This window comes from Flagellimonas sp. 2504JD4-2 (genome assembly GCF_053642935.1).
In genome coordinates, this window is sequence record NZ_JBSIOV010000001.1 from 228699 (window position 1) to 247213 (window position 18515).

An 18515-nucleotide genomic window follows, 5' to 3' on the forward strand; every position below is an offset into this window, starting at 1 on the left:
TATTGCCAATTTAAGTCGGAAAAGAAGCGGTTTACTAACAGTTTAAGTCTTTCCTCCCACTACAATAACAAACTCCCCCTTAGGTGGTTTTGCCGTAAAACGCTCCAGGACCTCAGTAAGGGTTCCCCGAACTGTTTCCTCGTACATTTTGGTCAATTCGCGTGAAACCGAAACGGGTCTATCAGCTCCAAAATATTCCACAAATTGGGTCAGAGTTTTAATCAGTTTGTGTGGCGATTCGTAAAACACCATGGTCCGCGATTCTTCCGCCAGCATTTGCAATCTTGTCTGACGACCTTTTTTAATAGGAAGAAATCCTTCAAAAACAAAGCGGTCGTTCGGGAGTCCACTGTTCACCAAAGCGGGAACAAAAGCCGTAGCTCCAGGTAAGCATTCTACCTCGATACCGTTTTGGACGCAGGCACGGGTCAATAAAAATCCGGGGTCAGAAATTGCTGGAGTTCCGGCATCGGAAATCAAGGCCAACGTAGCTCCTCCCTTCAATTTTTGTACTGTGGCATCGAGCTGTTTGTGCTCATTATGCATATGGTGACTTTGCAAAGGTGTGGTTATTTCAAAATGCTTGAGCAGTTTCCCACTGGTGCGGGTATCTTCAGCCAGAATTAAATCAACCTCTTTTAAGACCTTGATAGCCCTAAAAGTGATATCCTCTAAATTTCCAATAGGAGTTGGAACCAAATACAGTTTTCCCATGGGCCAAAGTTACGGCCTTACCTGCTTTCCCGTGAAATAGGAAATCAAAACAAAAACAAGTGCCATTGCGGCTCCACCCTGACTTCCATCACTGATCATATAATGCGCAAAAAAGGCAAGAATCGTATTAAAAAAGAATCCCGCATAGGCCCACTCTTTTAACCATTTGGAAAAATTTCCCCAAATAGCGATCAAGCCCAATAATTTTGCAATTGCCAGCGGATACATAATATAGGTGGGATAGCCCATGGCTTCAAAAACCTCAGCTATGGCTTCATGATTAAAAAAATAGTTGTACGCGGAAAAGCACATTAGTGCTGTCAACAAAACAGTTGACAGCCAAAAGGCAATCTTTTTGATTTTCATGTTGCTGTTTTTAGGATGTGTGTTCCTAAAAGTATAAAAAGTAAATGGAAAACCGTTTAAGCAAATCTGCGTTCAACCAGGGCCACAAATCTTGCCTCGTAATCCTCCTTGCCCTCCCAATTGTTATACTCGGGCTTTACCATGTTGTTAATGAATGATATAGAGCGCTCCTCAGTATCGATGGTATTCAATTGGGAAAGTACCCTGTTATAGTCATCCATATTATCATCGAACAGATGTTTCACAAACGCCAGTTTATCGTTAAGCCCTACCTTGAGGTCTCGTACAAGTTGATCATTCAATGATTTCGATGTTGTGGTTTCTGGAGGAGACAGAATTTCTTTTTCATTCTTCATGGTCTCCGGTTTTGCAACAAACTCGGTAAAAACATGCTCTACAGCATTGTCCGTTGGCATTTCCGATACCATGTCTTTTATGGTGTCCATTCCAGGTGTCATAATATCTTCCTCATGCGGGTTGCTTTCCGGCACCGAAATATTGCCGCTCAACACCGCATTGGCCATTTTTTCAAATCGTGATGCTATAACATTCTTGGATACATCGACCTCAATGTCGCTTAACTTCTCGTCTATAAATTTGAGTACTGCCAATTTCTCATAAATTCCCTTGGCCTTATCGTACAATTCTATCAGCTCCTTATCTTCCCGTGCGGTAATGACATCCGTGGACAACTTTACCAACTCTTCCCTTAATTTCCTTATCATCACTATTAATCTTTACTATAAAAATAAAATCATTTTAAATATGTCCCTACGAACAAAAGGTTAAATTTTAACCTAAAATTGGGGCATATTTTTTTAGTAGTTTTGTGCTTTCCCTAAATAAAAACGAAAAAACCACACAATTTCGTTTAAAAGTACATTATGTTTCTCGAAAACACGGTAAACCCTAAAGAACAATTTGGATGGATAGAAGTTATCTGCGGTTCCATGTTTTCTGGAAAGACCGAGGAACTCATACGAAGATTAAAGCGTGCCCAATTTGCCAAACAAAAGGTTGAGATTTTTAAACCTATCGTGGATACTCGCTATAATGAGGATATGGTGGTTTCGCACGATGCCAATGAAATCCGTTCCACTCCAGTTCCCGCGGCTGCGAATATACGTTTGTTGGCCGATGATTGTGATGTTGTTGGGATTGACGAAGCCCAGTTTTTTGATGATGAGATCGTTACTGTTTGCAATGATCTTGCCAACAGGGGCGTCAGGGTAGTTGTGGCTGGTCTTGATATGGATTTTAAAGGAAACCCCTTTGGCCCAATGCCTGCCCTTATGGCCACGGCAGAATACGTCACCAAAGTGCATGCGGTTTGCACACGTACCGGAAATTTGGCCAATTACAGCTTTAGAAAATCGGATGATGACAAGCTTGTACTGCTTGGTGAAACAGGAGAATATGAACCATTGAGTAGAGCAGCCTTTTATAAAGCCATGCTTAAAGAAAAAGTGAGCCAGATGGATGTAGAGGCTCAAGAGGTCAAAGCAAAAAAGAAACCCGCCAATGGATAAAGTTGGTGAAACCACCCTGCAAATAGACCTGACCGCTCTAGAGCACAACTACAGGTTTTTAAAATCAAAACTAGCGGAAGATACTAGGTTTTTGGCCGTAGTAAAGGCTTTTGCCTACGGGAGTGATATGGTTGCCATTGCCCAAAAAATGGAAAATCTTAGGGCGGATTATCTGGCCGTTGCCTATGTAAAAGAAGGTGTATTGCTCAGGAACGCTGGAATACAACTCCCCATATTGGTGCTTCACCCGCAGTCCGTAAACTTTGATGAGCTTATAGAAAACACATTGGAGCCAAGTTTGTACTCTCCATATGTTCTAAAGCGATTTTTGGAGGTCGCTGAAGCTAAAAATCAAAAAGATTATCCAGTTCACATCAAGTTCAATACCGGGTTGAACAGATTAGGTTTTTGGGAAAACGATGTGGATTACATCTTAAAACAGTTGCAAGGGCGTAGCGAAGTGAAGGTGCTTTCCATTTTCTCCCATTTGGCCGCTTCGGAAGATTCCAATGAAAAGGAATTCAGCAAGACGCAAATAAACACTTTCAAGAAAATCAGTGAAGACATTAACCAAAAGCTTGGGTATGCCCCTTTTCGGCATATGTTGAATACTTCCGGAATCATAAACTATCCCGAGGCACAATTTGAAATGGTACGCAGCGGAATTGGGTTGTACGGTTATGGTAATGATGCAAAAGTTGATACGGAGCTAAAACCTGTCGCCACACTAAAGACCATTATTTCGCAAATGCACAAAATTGAGCCTCACGAAAGTGTGGGCTACAATCGAGCATACAAATCAGAGGGATATCGAACTACCGCCACATTGCCCTTGGGCCATGCCGACGGAATTGGCCGTCAGTATGGGAATGGCAAAACCTATGTTTCCGTCAAAGAAAATAAAGCGCCCATCATTGGTAACGTATGCATGGACATGATCATGATCGACGTTACCGGAATCGACTGCAAAGAAGGTGATGAAGTTATTGTCTTTGGAGAAAATTGCTCCGCGGAGGATTTTGCCGCCTCGGCCAATACCATTTCCTACGAAATTCTCACTGCCATATCTCCTCGTGTAAAGCGGGTGGTAATCGCATGATTTTTAGATGTCCCCGTTGAAAAAAACCCTTTTTTTAGTTACATTGTAATCCAGTAACTAACTCTAAATAACTATAACATGGGATTTTTAAAAGAATTTAAGGACTTTGCAATGAAAGGAAACCTGGTGGATATCGCCGTAGGTTTCGTAATGGGTGCGGCATTCAATAAGGTGGTCGCTTCCTTTACCGGAGGAATCGTCTCTCCTTTGATCGGCCTCTTGTTCAATGCAGATTTCAAAGATTTAAAATATACAATTACACAGGGCACAGTGAACGATGCGGGAGAAACGGTTGGAGAAGTAGCCGTTATGTATGGTGAATTCCTGACCAATGTCATCGATTTCATCATTGTAGCTTTCGTGATGTTCATGATCGTAAAAGGAGTGAACAAAATGAAAAAGAAAGAGGAGCCAGCCCCAGAAGCTCCAAAAGGTCCATCACAAGAAGAATTGCTTGCGGAAATCAGGGACCTGTTGAAGAAATAAAAATCGTTTGCCCCTAAGGGCGACCGCTACATCACAGTAGTACAATTAAAAACCGTCAGTTTGGTTCGCTACACACTGACGGTTGTTTTATTTATAACATTTTGTTATTTTATGATTATAGTGTAATAAAATGCTTGCTTAGAAGCTATTCTGCCCTAACTTTGTCCCTTCATAAAAGAAAATTAGAATGAAAGTAGCAGTTGTAGGCGCCACAGGAATGGTAGGCGAAGTGATGTTAAAGGTATTGGCAGAGCGTAATTTTCCAATTACCGAGTTGTTGTTGGTTGCATCGGAGCGTTCCGTTGGAAAAAAACTGACCTACAAAGGCGATGAGTATACCATTATCGGTTTGTCCGATGCGGTTGCTGCGCAGCCCGATATTGCCATTTTCTCTGCAGGAGGAGGTACTTCCTTGGAATGGGCCCCTAAGTTTGCAGAGGTTGGCACCACGGTGATAGACAACTCATCTGCTTGGCGTATGGATCCAACCAAAAAATTGGTGGTTCCGGAAATCAACGCCCACGAATTGACTACAGAAGACAAAATCATTGCAAATCCTAACTGCTCTACGATTCAAATGGTAATGGCGCTTGACCCATTACATAAGAAATACCAAATGAAACGTGTTGTGGTTTCCACCTATCAATCCGTTTCAGGAACGGGAGTTAAAGCAGTTCAACAATTGGAAAATGAAATTGCCGGTGTAGAGGGAGAAATGGCCTATCCCTATCCGATTGGTCGTAATGCATTGCCCCATTGTGATGTCTTCTTGGAAAATGGATACACCAAAGAGGAAATGAAATTGGCCCGTGAGCCACAAAAAATATTGAACGATAGAACTTTCTCTGTTTCAGCAACAGCAGTTCGAATTCCAACCGCTGGTGGGCACTCGGAATCTGTGAATGTTGAATTCCATAACGATTTTGACCTATCCGAAGTAAGAAAACTGTTGAGCGAGACTCCAGGAGTGGTCGTTCAGGATGATCCAGACACCAATACCTATCCAATGCCAATCTACGCACATGACAAGGACGAAGTTTTTGTTGGTCGTATCCGTCGTGATGAGACCCAACCCAACACCTTGAACATGTGGGTGGTATCGGACAACCTTAGAAAAGGTGCTGCCACGAATGCGGTCCAGATAGCGGAATATTTGGTGGAGAACAGTTTGGTCTCCTCTACCTCCGAGGCAGTTTCTTAGAAAACACCCAATTCCTGTTACGTCATTCCGAATGGATACTGAGCGGAGTCGAGGTATATTTCGGAATCCTATCTGTTTTGAATAGGATATGATGAGAACCTGAAACCCTTTCAGGTTGACGATTTGGTTTTAGTTAATTTCTAGTATTCAGAACTTTATTTGTGCTATTTTTATCGGAATCAATCTGAAAAAAATGCGAAAAATAAGTCTAATAGCTGTTGTAGCCATACTGACTGCCTGCGAAACCACAACAAAACGAGAGCCTATTTCCGTGAACTATCCCACTACCCAAAAAGTTGACACGGTCGACAACTATTTTGGAACCGAAGTCAAAGATTCTTATCGATGGCTGGAAGATGACCGTAGTCCCGAAACCGAGGCATGGGTCAAAGAACAAAATTCCGTAACCTTTGGTTACTTGGATCAAATTCCTTTTCGAGAGGATTTAAAAAATCGTTTAGAAAAACTATGGAACTATGAGAAATTGGGTTCCCCGTTCAAAGAGGGTGACTATACCTATTTCTACAAAAATGACGGATTACAAAACCAATATGTAGTCTACCGAAAAAAAGATGGCGGAGAGGAAGAAGTGTTTTTAGATCCCAATACTTTTTCTGAAGATGGTACCACCTCCTTAATGTCTTTGAGCTTTACCAAGGATGGCTCCAAAGCTGCCTATCTTATTTCCGAAGGAGGTAGTGATTGGCGGAAGGGAATCGTGATTAATGCAGAATCAAGAGAAGTTGTGGAAGACACCTTGGTGGACATCAAATTCAGCGGCATTTCCTGGAAAGGCAATGATGGTTTCTTCTATTCGAGTTATGATAAGCCCGAGGGCAGCGAACTATCCGCTAAAACGGATCAGCACAAATTGTATTACCATGAGTTGGGGACACCCCAGTCCGAGGATAAAATCATCTTTGGGGGTACTCCTGAGGAGAAACACCGTTATGTTGGCGGATATGTTTCTGAAGATGAGAAATATTTGTTCATAACCGCACAAACCTCAACATCGGGGAACAAATTATTCCTAAAGGACCTAACAGTAGAAAATGCCCCATTGGTTACTATTCTTGATCATACAGATTCAGATACATGGGTCATTGAAAATGAGGATTCCAAACTTTGGCTCGTCACCAATATGGACGCTCCAAACAAAAAAATTGTGGTCACCGATGCCTCCAATCCAACTTCGGACAATTGGGAAGATTTTATTCCAGAAACGGAGCACGTGCTTACCACGGGAACTGGCGGTGGTTACTTTTTTGCCGAGTATATGGTCGATGCCATTTCAAAGGTGCTGCAATATGATTATGATGGCAAATTAGTACGCGAAGTTCAACTCCCCGGGGTTGGCAGTGCCAATGGTTTTGGTGGCAAAAAAGAAGAAAAGGAATTCTATTTTTCATTCACCAATTACAACACCCCGAGTTCTTCGTACAAATACAATGTGGAAACCGGAGCTTATGAACAATACTGGAAGCCTGAAATTGATTTCAATCCAGAAGATTATGAATCAAAGCAGGTTTTTTATAATTCAAAGGATGGTACCAAGGTTCCTATGATCATAACCTATAAAAAGGGCTTGGAACTCAATGGTAAAAATCCGACCATTTTATATGGTTATGGTGGATTCAATATCAGTCTGACACCTTCTTTCAGTATTGTGAATGCCGTATGGATGGAACAGGGAGGCGTCTATGCCGTTCCTAACCTTAGAGGGGGTGGTGAGTATGGCAAAAAATGGCATATAGCCGGCACCAAGCAACAAAAGCAGAACGTTTTTGATGATTTTATCGCCGCTGCCGAATTTTTGATTGATAATAAGTATACCTCCAAAGAATACCTGGCTATTCGAGGGGGATCCAATGGTGGTCTTTTGGTAGGTGCTACCATGACCCAACGCCCTGATTTAATGCAGGTAGCGCTTCCTGCTGTAGGCGTACTGGATATGCTTCGCTACCATACCTTTACCGCTGGCGCTGGATGGGCCTACGATTATGGAACTTCTGAAGAAAGCGAGGAAATGTTCAAGTATTTAAAAGGATACTCTCCTTTACACAATATCAAAACAGGAACGGCCTACCCTGCTACGTTGGTCACTACCGGAGATCATGATGATCGCGTGGTTCCGGCACATAGTTTTAAGTTCGCAGCAGAACTTCAAGAGAAACAAGCTGGAGACAATCCAACGTTGATTCGTATTGAAACCAATGCGGGACACGGAGCAGGTACTCCAGTTAGCAAAACCATTGAACAATATGCGGATATTTTCGGTTTCACCTTATTTAATATGGGATACGACAAACTGCCGAATCAAGCCGTATTAAAAGAATTCAAGGATTGAGAATACTTCAATCGGTCAAAAATCCGTTTCAATAGAAGCGGATTTTTTATTTTTTAACTCCAATATGCTTAAAGTTCATATCGATTCTTTTGCCTATGATTCCCAAAATACTCTTGAGGGCATTTCCTTTGAAGTTGACCAAGGAGAGCATGTTGCTTTAATGGGTGAAAGTGGTTCTGGAAAAAGTACCTTGCTAAAAATCATCTATGGCCTTTTACATTTCGAAAGTGGTTCCATCTTTTGGGGTGCTAAAAAAATCCTTGGGCCTAATTTCAATTTGATTCCAGGTGAAGCTTACATGAAATATCTTTCCCAAGATTTTGATTTGATGCCCTATACCACTGTTGAGGAGAATATTGGACAACATTTGTCCGTATTCGAGCGAGAAGACCACCAACAACGCATCCAAGAGTTACTGAAGCTTATCGAACTACAGGATTATGCCAAGACCAAGGTCAAAAACCTGAGTGGTGGGCAACAACAGCGCGTTGCCTTGGCTCGGGTGCTCGCTCAAGAACCTGAACTTCTTTTATTGGATGAACCCTTTGGGCACATTGATAATTTTAAACGGACTTCTCTACGAAGAAATCTATTTCAATACCTAAAGGAAAAAGATATAACGGTGCTTACAGCAAGTCATGATCCGAATGATGTGTTACCTTATGCGGAGCGAACCGTTATTCTGGAAAACGGCAAGATCATAGCGGACCAAAAAACCAAAAAACTATATAAAAATCCGCCAAACTATTATACCGCGTCGTTATTTGGTGAAGTGAATGAAGTTCCCATCAAACTATTAAAATCCTATGCCGCGATCAATAGGTCGGTATTGGTCTATCCCCATGAATTTCAGCTCTCCGACAGTTCAGGTTTGCAAGTTTTGGTGAAAACTTCCTTTTTTAAAGGAAGCCACTATCTCAATGAAGCGGTTGCAGAGGAGGAAACCATTTTATATTTCGTCACTTCCAAAAAACTAAAGGAGGGCGATACTGTTTTCCTTAATGTATCTTTGGATACTATCAATGCCCGTCTTCAAGTTGAACAAAGAGCAGATTCTTAAAGAACTCAAGTTTAAGGCCATCCGAAGTAGTGGAGCTGGTGGACAACATGTGAACAAAGTGTCGTCCAAAGTGGAGTTATCCTTTTCGCCAGAATTATCCGATGGGCTATCAATTGCGGAAAAACGGCGACTGCTCCTAAAACTAGGTAATCGAATCAACAAAGAAGGCATATTTATTTTGCAGTGTGATGAGGCCCGAAGTCAACATAAAAACAAGCAAATTGTAATCAAACGGTTTTTTGAACTGTTGGTGAAAGCCTTGGAAGTTCCAAAAAAGAGAAAACCCACCAAACCTTCAAAGTCCTCCATTGAAAAAAGATTAAAAACTAAAAAGAGGGATTCCGACAAAAAGGCAACTCGGAAAAAACCGGATTGGGATTAAACTACAATACTTCTAGAATCTCAATCTGTTTGCCATTAAACGTAATGCTATCCCCTTGCTCTTTGCCCAACAACAATTGTGCAATGGGTGCTCCAGGTGAAATGCAAAAAACAGAAACCTCTTCTTTTGTGTAGATTCCGGAGGAAACAGCAATGAAATATTCAGCGGCGGAGGTCTTTACAAGGCTTCCCAATGCAACTTTGTCAGCATCTTTGGTAATGTCTGCCTTTTGAAGCAATGCCCTGGTCTTGTCCAATTCCAAAAGTTGCTTTCCCAACTTTTCCTGTTCCAACTGCACCATGGCCCTGCCAGTTTCGTGTTTATCCCCCGCACTGCTCTTGGTTTCAGACCCAAGGGATTCTTGTAACTCAGCACTGCGCTTTTTTAACCGGGATGTTTTTTCATCGAGGCTGTCCCAACAGAAATTTAAAAGTTGTTGTTTGATATTGACCATTACATTTATGAATGTCCTTTTGCGTCATTCTGAATTTATTTCAGAATCTCATTAAAGCTTGAGTGAGAACCTGAAACGAGTTCAGGTTGACGGTTTTCATTTATCTTATTAAGAGTACCGCGTTCATTATTAACCAAAAGTCAATCTAAAAACCGTTTCCCTATTGGGAATGGAGTGAACCTTTAAATTTCCTCCATGCATTTGCATTACCCGTTTGGAAAGGCTTAAACCAATTCCGGTGCCTTCATTCTTTGTGGTGAAAAAGGGAACAAAAATCTCGTCCATCAGTTCAGGCGGAATTCCGGGTCCATTATCCCTAACCTCAATATACTTTATCCCATCATCGTCCATTCCTGCAACCATAAGTACCTTCCCGTTTTCTATTTCCTTTATGGATTGCAATGCATTTTTCCCAAGATTGATCAATACCTGGGTGATTTGCTTTTCATCAATAAAAAATTCAAGGTCATCTGGAAAACAGCGTACCGAGAATTCTGTTTCAGCTTCAAGTCGAGCCGACATAAGAACATCTATCTTTTCGAGCAATCCTAATCCATCAATAATGGTTCTATTGGGTTCCGGAACGTTCAACAAGCTCCGATACGATTGTACAAAATCCATCAAATCACCTCCCTGCTCCTTAATGACCTCCAATCCTTTAAGGGTATTCTTAATCTGACTTTCATCCAATTTTTCCAACGAGACTATATCGCCGCCTTTTCTATAATACTTGATAATTGAATCTGAAATCGATGCGATAGGTGTAATGGTATTCATGATCTCGTGTGTGAGCACGCGTATCAACCTCACCCAGGATTCTGTTTCCTTTTCATCCAATTCTTGATGGATGTCCTGAACCACGACCAACAGTAATGATTGTCCATCGAGCGTCAGCGGTGTAGACTTTAAGGCCAATTGAATCTGTTCCCTTTCATTGGTCAGTTGGAATAGCTTTCGCTCAAAAGGCTTAAAAGATCTAAAGACCTCGTACAGCTTTTCATCTACTTGGGTCAATTGTTTTATATGGTTCAAGGGAGTATAGTTCAGTAATTTTTCCAAGGTTGGATTGGCAAAAAGTATATGCCCTTTCTCATTAAAGGTCATAATACCAATACTGGCTTGCTTTAAAATTTCCTGATAATACTGCTCTTTAATTTGGAGCTGTAAATGCACTTCCTGAATCAAATCATTTACGCGATTCAAACTCTTATTTAGTTCTTTAAAAGATTCTATGGATACCCTTTCTGGAAATCGGAGTGTAAAATCCTCATTTCGGATGGCATCAAAAAAATAGGCAATTTTTCGATTGGTACTATTGATGAATTTGATTAGATAGAATACCTGTGAGCCAAGGAAAAAAACAGAAAATATCAAGGTAAAGTACCATTTCCAGGCAATTGCAAAGGCCAATGCCACAGCTGTCAACGCAATCAAAAGTACCCTAAAAATTACCTTAAAGTAAAAATTTCTACTGGCCATTATTTACTCTTTTTCTTCAATTTGTTGTACAGTGTCTGGCGCGAAACTCCCAATTGCTCTGCAGCTGCACTGTAATTCCCATCGTTCTGATCTAATGCCTTGGAAATCATTTGCTGTTCCATTTCATCCAAGGTGGCTGGGCCGTGTTCAAAAGATTGTGAGGGTTTGCTGTGCAATAAAAAATCGGAGGGTTTTAATACGTTTCCTTCTGAAAGGATTACCGCCCTTTCCATGGTATGTTGCAATTCACGAACATTACCGGGCCATTGATAATCCATGAGTTTTTCCTGGGCCAAATTGTTGATGCGGAGACCTTGCTTGTCATATTTGTTTGCGAATCGTTTAAGAAAAAAATCGGCCAAAATAAGAATGTCCCCATCACGCTCTCGTAACGGCGGCACCTCGATATGAATAGTATTGATTCGATATAGAAGATCCTCCCTAAAAAGTCCATCGACCACCATTTGTTCTAGATTGCAATTGGTAGCACAGATTAAACGGATATTGACATTGATAAGTTTGTTAGATCCTACCCTTGTTACGGATTTGTTCTGAATTGCGGACAACAACTTTGCCTGTGTTTGCAGGGATAAATTACCCATTTCATCCAAAAACAGGGATCCTTGATTTGCTGCCTCAAATTTTCCTGCACGATCTTCCTTGGCATCGGTAAAAGAACCTTTTATATGTCCAAAGAGTTCGCTTTCAAATAAATTTTCTGAGATGGATCCCATATCTACCCCAATAAAGACCTCATCTTTTCTGGATGAAAGACGGTGCAATTCTCTTGCGATGAGTTCCTTTCCAGTGCCGTTTTCACCAGTAATCAAAACATTTACATCTGTTTTGGCCACTTTTCTCGTAAGGTTTAGTACTGAGGTCAGTGCTTTTGAATTTCCTATGATAAAGTTCTTGTCATCGTTAATTACCTGCTTTAAATGACTTTCCTTCTTTTTGAGATTATGGATCTCTTGTTTGGATTTTCGATATTCATGTGCGGATTTAACCGTGGTAAGCAAGCGTTCATTGTTCCATGGTTTTAAGATGAAATCTGAGGCCCCCTGCTTCAAAGCTGTTACCGCAAGATCCACTGCGCCATAAGCCGTCATCATAATCACCGATGTGTTTGGAGATCTCTTCTTGATTTCATTTAACCAAAAAAGACCTTCATTTCCCGTATTTACCCCTGCCGAAAAATTCATATCGAGCAGTACGATGTCAATCTCATCCAAATTGGGAAAGGAAGAAATTTGGTTTGGGTTGAAAAGGGTCTGAACGCTTTTGTACTCAAATTGCAATAGGATCTCCAATGCACTCAAGACGCTTTTATTGTCATCTATCACCAAAATATTGGCATCTGTCATATCGTATCAAACTTAAACGATTTAAAGCTACAAATTGAAATCATAAATTTTTTGCATGTGTAAAATAATTGGACATTTTTTGTACAAATATTTTACACTATTTCTTCTCCATCAATTTTAGAGTGTTGTTAATTGACTGATTATAAGATATTTAATTCTTTGGCATAAGAATAGCAAATAATTTGGCACAGTACCTAGATCATGACGTTTAAACCATATATAACTACACTTGTTTTTCTAATTTCCCTGGCCGGATTCTCACAAAAGATCTGGACATTGGATGAGTGTGTTGCCTATGCTATTGAGCATAACCTTCAAGTGAAGAACACTTCGTACACGAAAGACTCAAGCAAGGAAACCTATAGACAATCAATACGGAATTTATTGCCCAGCGTTAATGGCTCCACATCTTACACGGTTCAATTTGGAAGGTCAGAGGATCCAAACACCAATGATTTTGTAAATACCGAGTTTTTTAGGAACAATTATTCCTTAGGAGCCAATCTGGATTTGTTTCAAGGTTTCCAAAAATTGAACTCCATCAAAGCTTCAAAATTCATTTATAAAGCCACACAAGAAGATGTTCTACAAGAGAAATTTTTGTTGGCCTTCAGAGTGATGTCCGCTTTCTACGATATTAAATTTTTTGAGGGTTTGGTCGCCAATTCATTGGAGCAACAAGAAATTTCACAATCCAATTATGACCTGGTACAAAAGCAGGTTGATTTGGGAATGATGGCCGGAGCAGATCTATACGAAGCAGAATCCAATTTGTTGGGTGACAAGCTTTTGGTAACCCAGAACAAAAATCTACTGGCCAATGCCAAGCTAACCTTGCTTCAAGAAATGAACCTGACCGAGGAAAGCGATATCATCTTACAACCCAGTTTAGATGCTGAGGAGGAAGTAAGCTCACAAAATATTGAGGTGGACTCTCTTTATACGGTTGCACGAGGGTTTGTTCCCATTGTAAAATCCCAAGAATTTAGGGTCAATGCTGCCAAAAAACAGCTGCAATCCATCCGAGGTGGACTTTATCCATCGCTTTCATTTGTTGCGGGCATCGGAACCAGTTATTTTGAAACCAATGTGGATTCCGACGGAAACCTTATTCCCTTTAGAACGCAAATCAAGGACAATACCTCAAAATTTATTGGAGCTGAACTTAGTGTCCCCATTAGCAACGGCTGGTCCAACCGGTCACGGGTAAAACAACAAAAAATAGCCTATTTACAGGCCAAGAACAATCTAGAAATCCAGGAGCAGGAACTATTTCAGCTGCTGCAACAATTGGTACAGACAAACCGTGCATTGACAGACGAGTTTGAGCAGAGTAAAAAGAGGGTGCAGGCCCAAGAGTTGGCTTTTGCAATTGCACAAAGAAGATATGAGAAAGGATTGATCAACGCCTTGGACCTTTTTCAGGCCAAGAACTTGTTCGGCGTAGCACAAAATGAGAACTTACAGGTAGGCCTTAGGCTGAAAGTGAACCAAAGTACCATTGATTTTTACAATGGCCTACCCATTTTTAACATCAACTAAAAAGAAACATGGATATACAGTTAGAAAAAAAGAAAGGATTAAGACCAAAGCACTACGGTTACATAGCTCTGGGCTTGCTTGTCTTGTTCACTGGGTATAAGTTGATCTTCGCCAGTGCAGTTTCTACCTACAGAACGGAGAAAGAGCGTCTTTCGATTGCGCAGGTCAGCGAAGGTAAATTCGATGATTATATCACCATCAACGGCAATGTCGCACCCATCGCTACAATTTATATGGATGCCTATGAAGGTGGACGCGTTTCTGAAAAACTTATTGAGGAAGGGACCATGGTCAAAAAGGGCGATATTATTCTAAAGCTGGAAAACATGGCGCTTTACGAGCAAATTCTGGCCAGTGAAAGTAACCTTGCCCTAAAACAGAATGACCTTCGCTCCACTAGACTCACTTTCGATTCCAGACAAGTTGAAGGTCGAAGGTCTTTGGCAACCGCTGAGTATGATCTTCAGCGTTTGAAGCGTAACTACGAGCAAAATGAGGCCCTTTTCAAAGACGAACTCATTTCAAAAGAAACCTATCTGTTGTCCAAGGAAAACTATGAGCTTTCCCAGAAGCAATATGAGATTGTAAAGCTTCAAACCGAGCAGGACGATCAAATGAGAAAAACTTCCCTGGCAGGACTGGATACAGACCTTACCCGAATGAAAAAAACATTGTCCATGGTCTATGAGCGGCTAGATCATTTAAATGTAAGGGCCCCCGCTGATGGACAGTTAGGTTTTTTGGATGCGGAAATTGGGCAGAACATTTCGCAGGGACAACGTATTGGCCAGATCAATGTTCTTACCGATTTTAAAATTGAAGCGGAAATTGACGAGCACTATATAGATCGCGTTAAGCGGGACCTGTCAGCAACCTTGGAACGAAACGATAAGGAGTATGGACTGCGATTGAGAAAGGTATATCCTGAAGTTCGGAACGGAAGATTTAAAGTGGATTTGGTTTTCACCGATGAAAAACCGGAAACCATAAGAGCTGGTCAGAGCTACAATATAAGATTACAGTTAGGTGCTTCCAGCGATGCTTTGTTATTGCCAAAAGGAGGGTTTTTCCAAAGTACCGGAGGCCAGTGGGTTTTTGTTGTCGGATCGGACGGGAATGAAGCCCTAAAAAGAAACATTAGAATCGGTAAACAAAACTCCAGATATTATGAAGTCTTGGAAGGTTTGCAACCTGGTGAAAATGTAATCACAAGTAACTATGACAGTTTTGGAACTGCAGAAAGAATAGTATTGAAATAACCCCTTCCGTATATGAGGAGAAGGAGTTAAAAGAAAATAATAAGTGTCACATCGAGCGCAGTCGAGATGTCTTTAAAATATGAATCAAACAGCATAACAATCAAGAAATGATACAGATAGAACAACTTAAAAAGAGTTTTAGAACAGAAGAAGTAGAAACCCTTGCCCTTAACGGTGTAAACCTCAACGTGGCCGAAGGTGAATTCGTGGCCATCATGGGTCCATCAGGGTGCGGAAAATCAACTTTGCTCAACATTATCGGAATGTTGGACAACCCAACCGAAGGAAGTTACCAATTTGCCGGTCATGAGGTCAGCGGACTTAAAGAGAGCCAGCGTACCCAATTGCGAAAAGGGAATCTAGGCTTTGTTTTCCAAAGCTTTAACCTTATCGACGAGCTTACCGTATATGAAAATGTAGAGCTTCCTTTGATTTATTTAAAAATGAGCAAGTCGGAACGGAAACAGAAAGTCAAAGCCGTTCTGGAGCGTATGAAAATTGCACATCGCGAGAAGCACTTCCCGCAACAACTCTCAGGAGGTCAGCAGCAGCGTGTTGCCATATCAAGGGCGGTGGTAACCAATCCGAAACTAATTCTTGCGGATGAGCCAACGGGTAACCTGGACTCCAAAAACGGTATCGAGGTCATGAACCTGCTTACCGAACTGAACCAGGAGGGAACCACCATTGTAATGGTAACACACTCGGATAGGGATTCACATTACGCGCACAGGGTTGTAAATCTATTTGACGGTCAAATCGTGACCGAAAGCAAAAACAGAGAGATAGGAGCTATGGTATAATCGAGTTTATTCATCAATCATCACAATCAAAAACGAGGACTCATGCTTAGAAACCATTTTAAAATTGCCTGGAGAAACCTTACCAAGCGTAAGGTCTTCTCCGCCATAAACATTTTAGGACTGGCTATTGGTTTTGGGAGCAGTGTTCTCATTTACTTGTTCTTAAACTATCATCTGTCATTTGACAATTTCCACAAAAATGCAGATCGGATTTATCGGGTGGTAACTGAAGAGCACACGGATATCATAGACTATGAACCATCTGTTCCGCCAGCTTTCGCCAAAGAATTTCGCAACAATTACGATTACGCCGAAAAAGTAGCCAAAATTACCACATGGGAAGGCAATCTGCTTACCATTGACCGCGGGAGACAAATGGTCCAACTGAAGGAAGATGCCGTTTTTGCAGAACCGGGTTTCTTTAATATTATGGATTTCCCCTTGGTTAATTCCATGGGAACACGAACATTGGAAGAGCCCAACACCGCTTATGTAAGTGAAACTACTTCAAAAAAATTGTTTGGTGATGACGATCCCTTGGGGAAAACTTTTGTGCTGGATAACCGGGAGACTATAGAGGTCATAGGTGTACTTAAAGACCTCCCAAAAACTTCTATGGTAAACAAAGGTTTGTTCATTTCTTTCAAAACCTTAATCCCCCTTGAAGATTATGCGGCCTTGGAAACTTGGAACGGGATTACTTCAGATTTACAGTGCCTAGTGCTTCTAAAACCAAATCAAAACATTGCAGACATAGAAGAGGCGTTGCTGGAACTGCCAGAAAAACATCGTTCTGGTTTTACTAACAAGCACGTTTACAAATTACAACCGCTCTCAAACATCCATTTTAATCCTAATTATTGGGGAATGGATCCCGTGCTGCTATGGGTCTTTGGAATCATAGGATTGTTTTTAATAATTATAGCAAGTATCAATTTCATAAACATTTCCACTGCCCAGGCGTTTACCCGGTCAAGAGAAATTGGGGTTCGAAAGGTGCTGGGAAGTTTTAGGCGACATTTGTTTTGGCAGTTTTTGGCCGAAACCTTTATCATAGGGCTCTTTGCCATGCTTTTGGGCGTTTCCTTCGCGGCGATGTCCCTCGCTCAGTTCAACGAACTTTTTCAGTTGGAATTGACCTTGGACAATTTGCTTGCTCCCGAAGTCTTTGGATTCCTTTTGGTGATATTGGTATTAGTGTCTTTCCTTTCTGGCAGCTATCCCGGACTTCTTATGTCCAGAATTGTCCCCGTACTTGCCTTAAAAGGGAAGCTAAGTCAAAAAGACACGGGAGGAACAACCACCAGAAAAGTATTGGTAGTCACCCAATTTGCCATTTCCATAGCGCTTATTGCAGCTACTGTAATTATTTCCAAACAAATGGATCACGCTGTAAATTCCGATTTGGGATTTAATACGCAGTCCATTGTCATGGTTGGCATCCCTACAGTGGTGGAGCCTGTAAAAATCAAATCCCTAAAGGAACAATTCGGCAGAATAGCTGGAGTAGAACAAGTTTCAGCTTGTTTGAGTAGTCCTGGCGCGGCAAAAAGCGATTGGAGTACAGGAGCCAAGTACCATAACAATGCCGCTTATGAAGAGTTCACCATTAATTACAAAATGGGTGATATCAACTATCTGGATGTTTTTGACATTGATTTGCTGGCCGGAAGAAATTATTTTGAAAGTGACTCCATTTCAGAAGTGCTAGTCAACAGAAAGTTTGGTGAAAAATTGGGCATTTTCGAACCTGAAGAAATGATTGGCAAAAAATTCGAAGCCAATGGAGGGTATGTAAAAGGAACCATTGTTGGCGTGGTCGAAAATTTTCACAATGCCAATTTCAAAGAAGAAATAAGCCCTGCCTTTATTGTGCAAAGACCTGTTTCATATAATGAAATTGCACTAAAAATAAATTCACAAAATGTAGCTTCAACGCTGAATCAAATCGAAGCCGTCTGGTCCAAAGCTTTTTCAGGTTATCTCTATGAATACCATTTCTTGGACAAAAGAGTTGCACAGCAATATGAAACCGAGCAGCGCTACCTGTCAATGTCCAAGATATTTTCCGCTCTTGCCATTTTAATTGGCTGTTTGGGATTGTACGGACTGATTCTATTTTTTGTAGGTCAGCGAACCAAAGAAATCGGCATTCGTAAAGTGTTGGGCAGTGGTATATCCAATATTTTGGCCCTGTTCACCCTTGACTTTTTTAAACTGGTTTTAATAGCTGGATTGCTCGCCGCTCCCATCGCATGGTATTTCATGGAACGATGGCTGCAGGGCTATACGTATAGAGTTGAAATTCATTGGGGAACCTTTGTCATGGCCATTTTGGCAACCATGGCAATCACATTAATAACCATTAGCTATCAGACCATCAAAGCCGCAACCGCTAATCCGGTAAAAAGTCTCAGAACTGAATAAAAC

17 protein-coding genes are annotated in these 18515 nt (G+C 41.2%); 11 read left to right on the forward strand and 6 right to left on the reverse strand.

The window, feature by feature from the left end; genetic code table 11:
* Nucleotides 1-42 precede the first annotated feature (42 nt).
* Genes rsmI through ACULLH_RS01150 form a run of 3 tightly spaced genes read right to left on the reverse strand, consistent with a single transcriptional unit; the run spans nucleotide 43 to nucleotide 1805 of the window.
* Nucleotides 43-714, reverse strand: coding sequence for a 16S rRNA (cytidine(1402)-2'-O)-methyltransferase (gene rsmI, locus ACULLH_RS01140; protein ID WP_454086885.1), 672 nt, complete (start codon nucleotides 712-714; stop codon nucleotides 43-45).
* A gap of 9 nt (nucleotides 715-723) precedes the next feature.
* Nucleotides 724-1080 carry a DoxX family protein gene (locus tag ACULLH_RS01145; RefSeq protein WP_454086886.1) on the reverse strand — a complete coding sequence of 119 codons (357 nt, stop codon included), beginning with the start codon at nucleotides 1078-1080 and terminating at the stop codon, nucleotides 724-726.
* A gap of 56 nt (nucleotides 1081-1136) precedes the next feature.
* Nucleotides 1137-1805, reverse strand: coding sequence for a hypothetical protein (locus ACULLH_RS01150; protein ID WP_454086887.1), 669 nt, complete (start codon nucleotides 1803-1805; stop codon nucleotides 1137-1139).
* A 159-nt stretch (nucleotides 1806-1964) separates the two neighbouring features.
* On the opposite strand from ACULLH_RS01150, the gene ACULLH_RS01155 reads away from it, so the two are divergent.
* The 7 genes from ACULLH_RS01155 (at nucleotide 1965) to arfB (ending at nucleotide 9184) form a co-directional block, all read left to right on the forward strand.
* Nucleotides 1965-2609: a thymidine kinase gene (locus tag ACULLH_RS01155; RefSeq protein WP_454086888.1), complete on the forward strand. Its 645-nt coding sequence runs from the start codon at nucleotides 1965-1967 to the stop codon at nucleotides 2607-2609.
* Nucleotides 2602-3708: an alanine racemase gene (gene alr / locus ACULLH_RS01160; protein WP_454086889.1), complete on the forward strand. Its 1107-nt coding sequence runs from the start codon at nucleotides 2602-2604 to the stop codon at nucleotides 3706-3708. The genes ACULLH_RS01155 and alr overlap by 8 nt, the downstream gene beginning before the upstream one ends.
* A gap of 78 nt (nucleotides 3709-3786) precedes the next feature.
* A complete protein-coding gene (gene mscL, locus ACULLH_RS01165) occupies nucleotides 3787-4194 on the forward strand; it encodes a large-conductance mechanosensitive channel protein MscL (RefSeq protein ID WP_454086890.1) in 408 nt (135 codons plus the stop codon).
* Nucleotides 4195-4381: 187 nt separating this feature from the next.
* The gene (locus ACULLH_RS01170) at nucleotides 4382-5395 is read left to right on the forward strand and encodes an aspartate-semialdehyde dehydrogenase (RefSeq protein ID WP_454086891.1); all 1014 of its coding nucleotides are present in this window, start codon (nucleotides 4382-4384) and stop codon (nucleotides 5393-5395) included.
* A 193-nt stretch (nucleotides 5396-5588) separates the two neighbouring features.
* The gene (locus ACULLH_RS01175; protein WP_454086892.1) at nucleotides 5589-7742 is read left to right on the forward strand and encodes a prolyl oligopeptidase family serine peptidase; all 2154 of its coding nucleotides are present in this window, start codon (nucleotides 5589-5591) and stop codon (nucleotides 7740-7742) included.
* 64 nt (nucleotides 7743-7806) lie between these two features.
* Nucleotides 7807-8802, forward strand: a complete 996-nt coding sequence (locus ACULLH_RS01180) for a sulfate/molybdate ABC transporter ATP-binding protein (RefSeq protein ID WP_454086893.1) — start codon at nucleotides 7807-7809, stop codon at nucleotides 8800-8802.
* Nucleotides 8765-9184, forward strand: coding sequence for an alternative ribosome rescue aminoacyl-tRNA hydrolase ArfB (gene arfB, locus ACULLH_RS01185; protein WP_454086894.1), 420 nt, complete (start codon nucleotides 8765-8767; stop codon nucleotides 9182-9184). Before ACULLH_RS01180 ends, arfB begins: the two co-directional genes overlap by 38 nt.
* Before the next feature lies 1 nt (nucleotide 9185).
* Here the strand turns inward: arfB and ACULLH_RS01190 are convergent, their stop codons facing one another.
* The 3 genes from ACULLH_RS01190 to ACULLH_RS01200 all read right to left on the reverse strand — a co-directional run bounded on the left by ACULLH_RS01190 (nucleotide 9186) and on the right by ACULLH_RS01200 (nucleotide 12481).
* On the reverse strand, nucleotides 9186-9638 hold the full coding sequence (locus ACULLH_RS01190) for a 3-oxoacyl-ACP synthase (protein WP_454086895.1): 453 nt from the start codon (nucleotides 9636-9638) through the stop codon (nucleotides 9186-9188).
* A 129-nt stretch (nucleotides 9639-9767) separates the two neighbouring features.
* Entirely contained in the window at nucleotides 9768-11117 is a 1350-nt protein-coding gene (locus tag ACULLH_RS01195; protein ID WP_454086896.1) for a sensor histidine kinase, read from the reverse strand.
* Nucleotides 11117-12481 carry a sigma-54-dependent transcriptional regulator gene (locus tag ACULLH_RS01200; protein WP_454086897.1) on the reverse strand — a complete coding sequence of 455 codons (1365 nt, stop codon included), beginning with the start codon at nucleotides 12479-12481 and terminating at the stop codon, nucleotides 11117-11119. The genes ACULLH_RS01195 and ACULLH_RS01200 overlap by 1 nt, the downstream gene beginning before the upstream one ends.
* A gap of 201 nt (nucleotides 12482-12682) precedes the next feature.
* On the opposite strand from ACULLH_RS01200, the gene ACULLH_RS01205 reads away from it, so the two are divergent.
* From ACULLH_RS01205 to ACULLH_RS01220, 4 genes are all read left to right on the forward strand, one after another.
* The gene (locus tag ACULLH_RS01205; protein WP_454086898.1) at nucleotides 12683-14023 is read left to right on the forward strand and encodes a TolC family protein; all 1341 of its coding nucleotides are present in this window, start codon (nucleotides 12683-12685) and stop codon (nucleotides 14021-14023) included.
* A gap of 8 nt (nucleotides 14024-14031) precedes the next feature.
* On the forward strand, nucleotides 14032-15282 hold the full coding sequence (locus ACULLH_RS01210) for an efflux RND transporter periplasmic adaptor subunit (protein ID WP_454086899.1): 1251 nt from the start codon (nucleotides 14032-14034) through the stop codon (nucleotides 15280-15282).
* 107 nt (nucleotides 15283-15389) lie between these two features.
* Complete coding sequence (locus ACULLH_RS01215) at nucleotides 15390-16085, forward strand: ABC transporter ATP-binding protein (protein ID WP_454086900.1); 696 nt, start codon at nucleotides 15390-15392, stop codon at nucleotides 16083-16085.
* Nucleotides 16086-16127: 42 nt separating this feature from the next.
* Complete coding sequence (locus ACULLH_RS01220) at nucleotides 16128-18512, forward strand: ABC transporter permease (RefSeq protein WP_454086901.1); 2385 nt, start codon at nucleotides 16128-16130, stop codon at nucleotides 18510-18512.
* Nucleotides 18513-18515 lie beyond the last annotated feature (3 nt).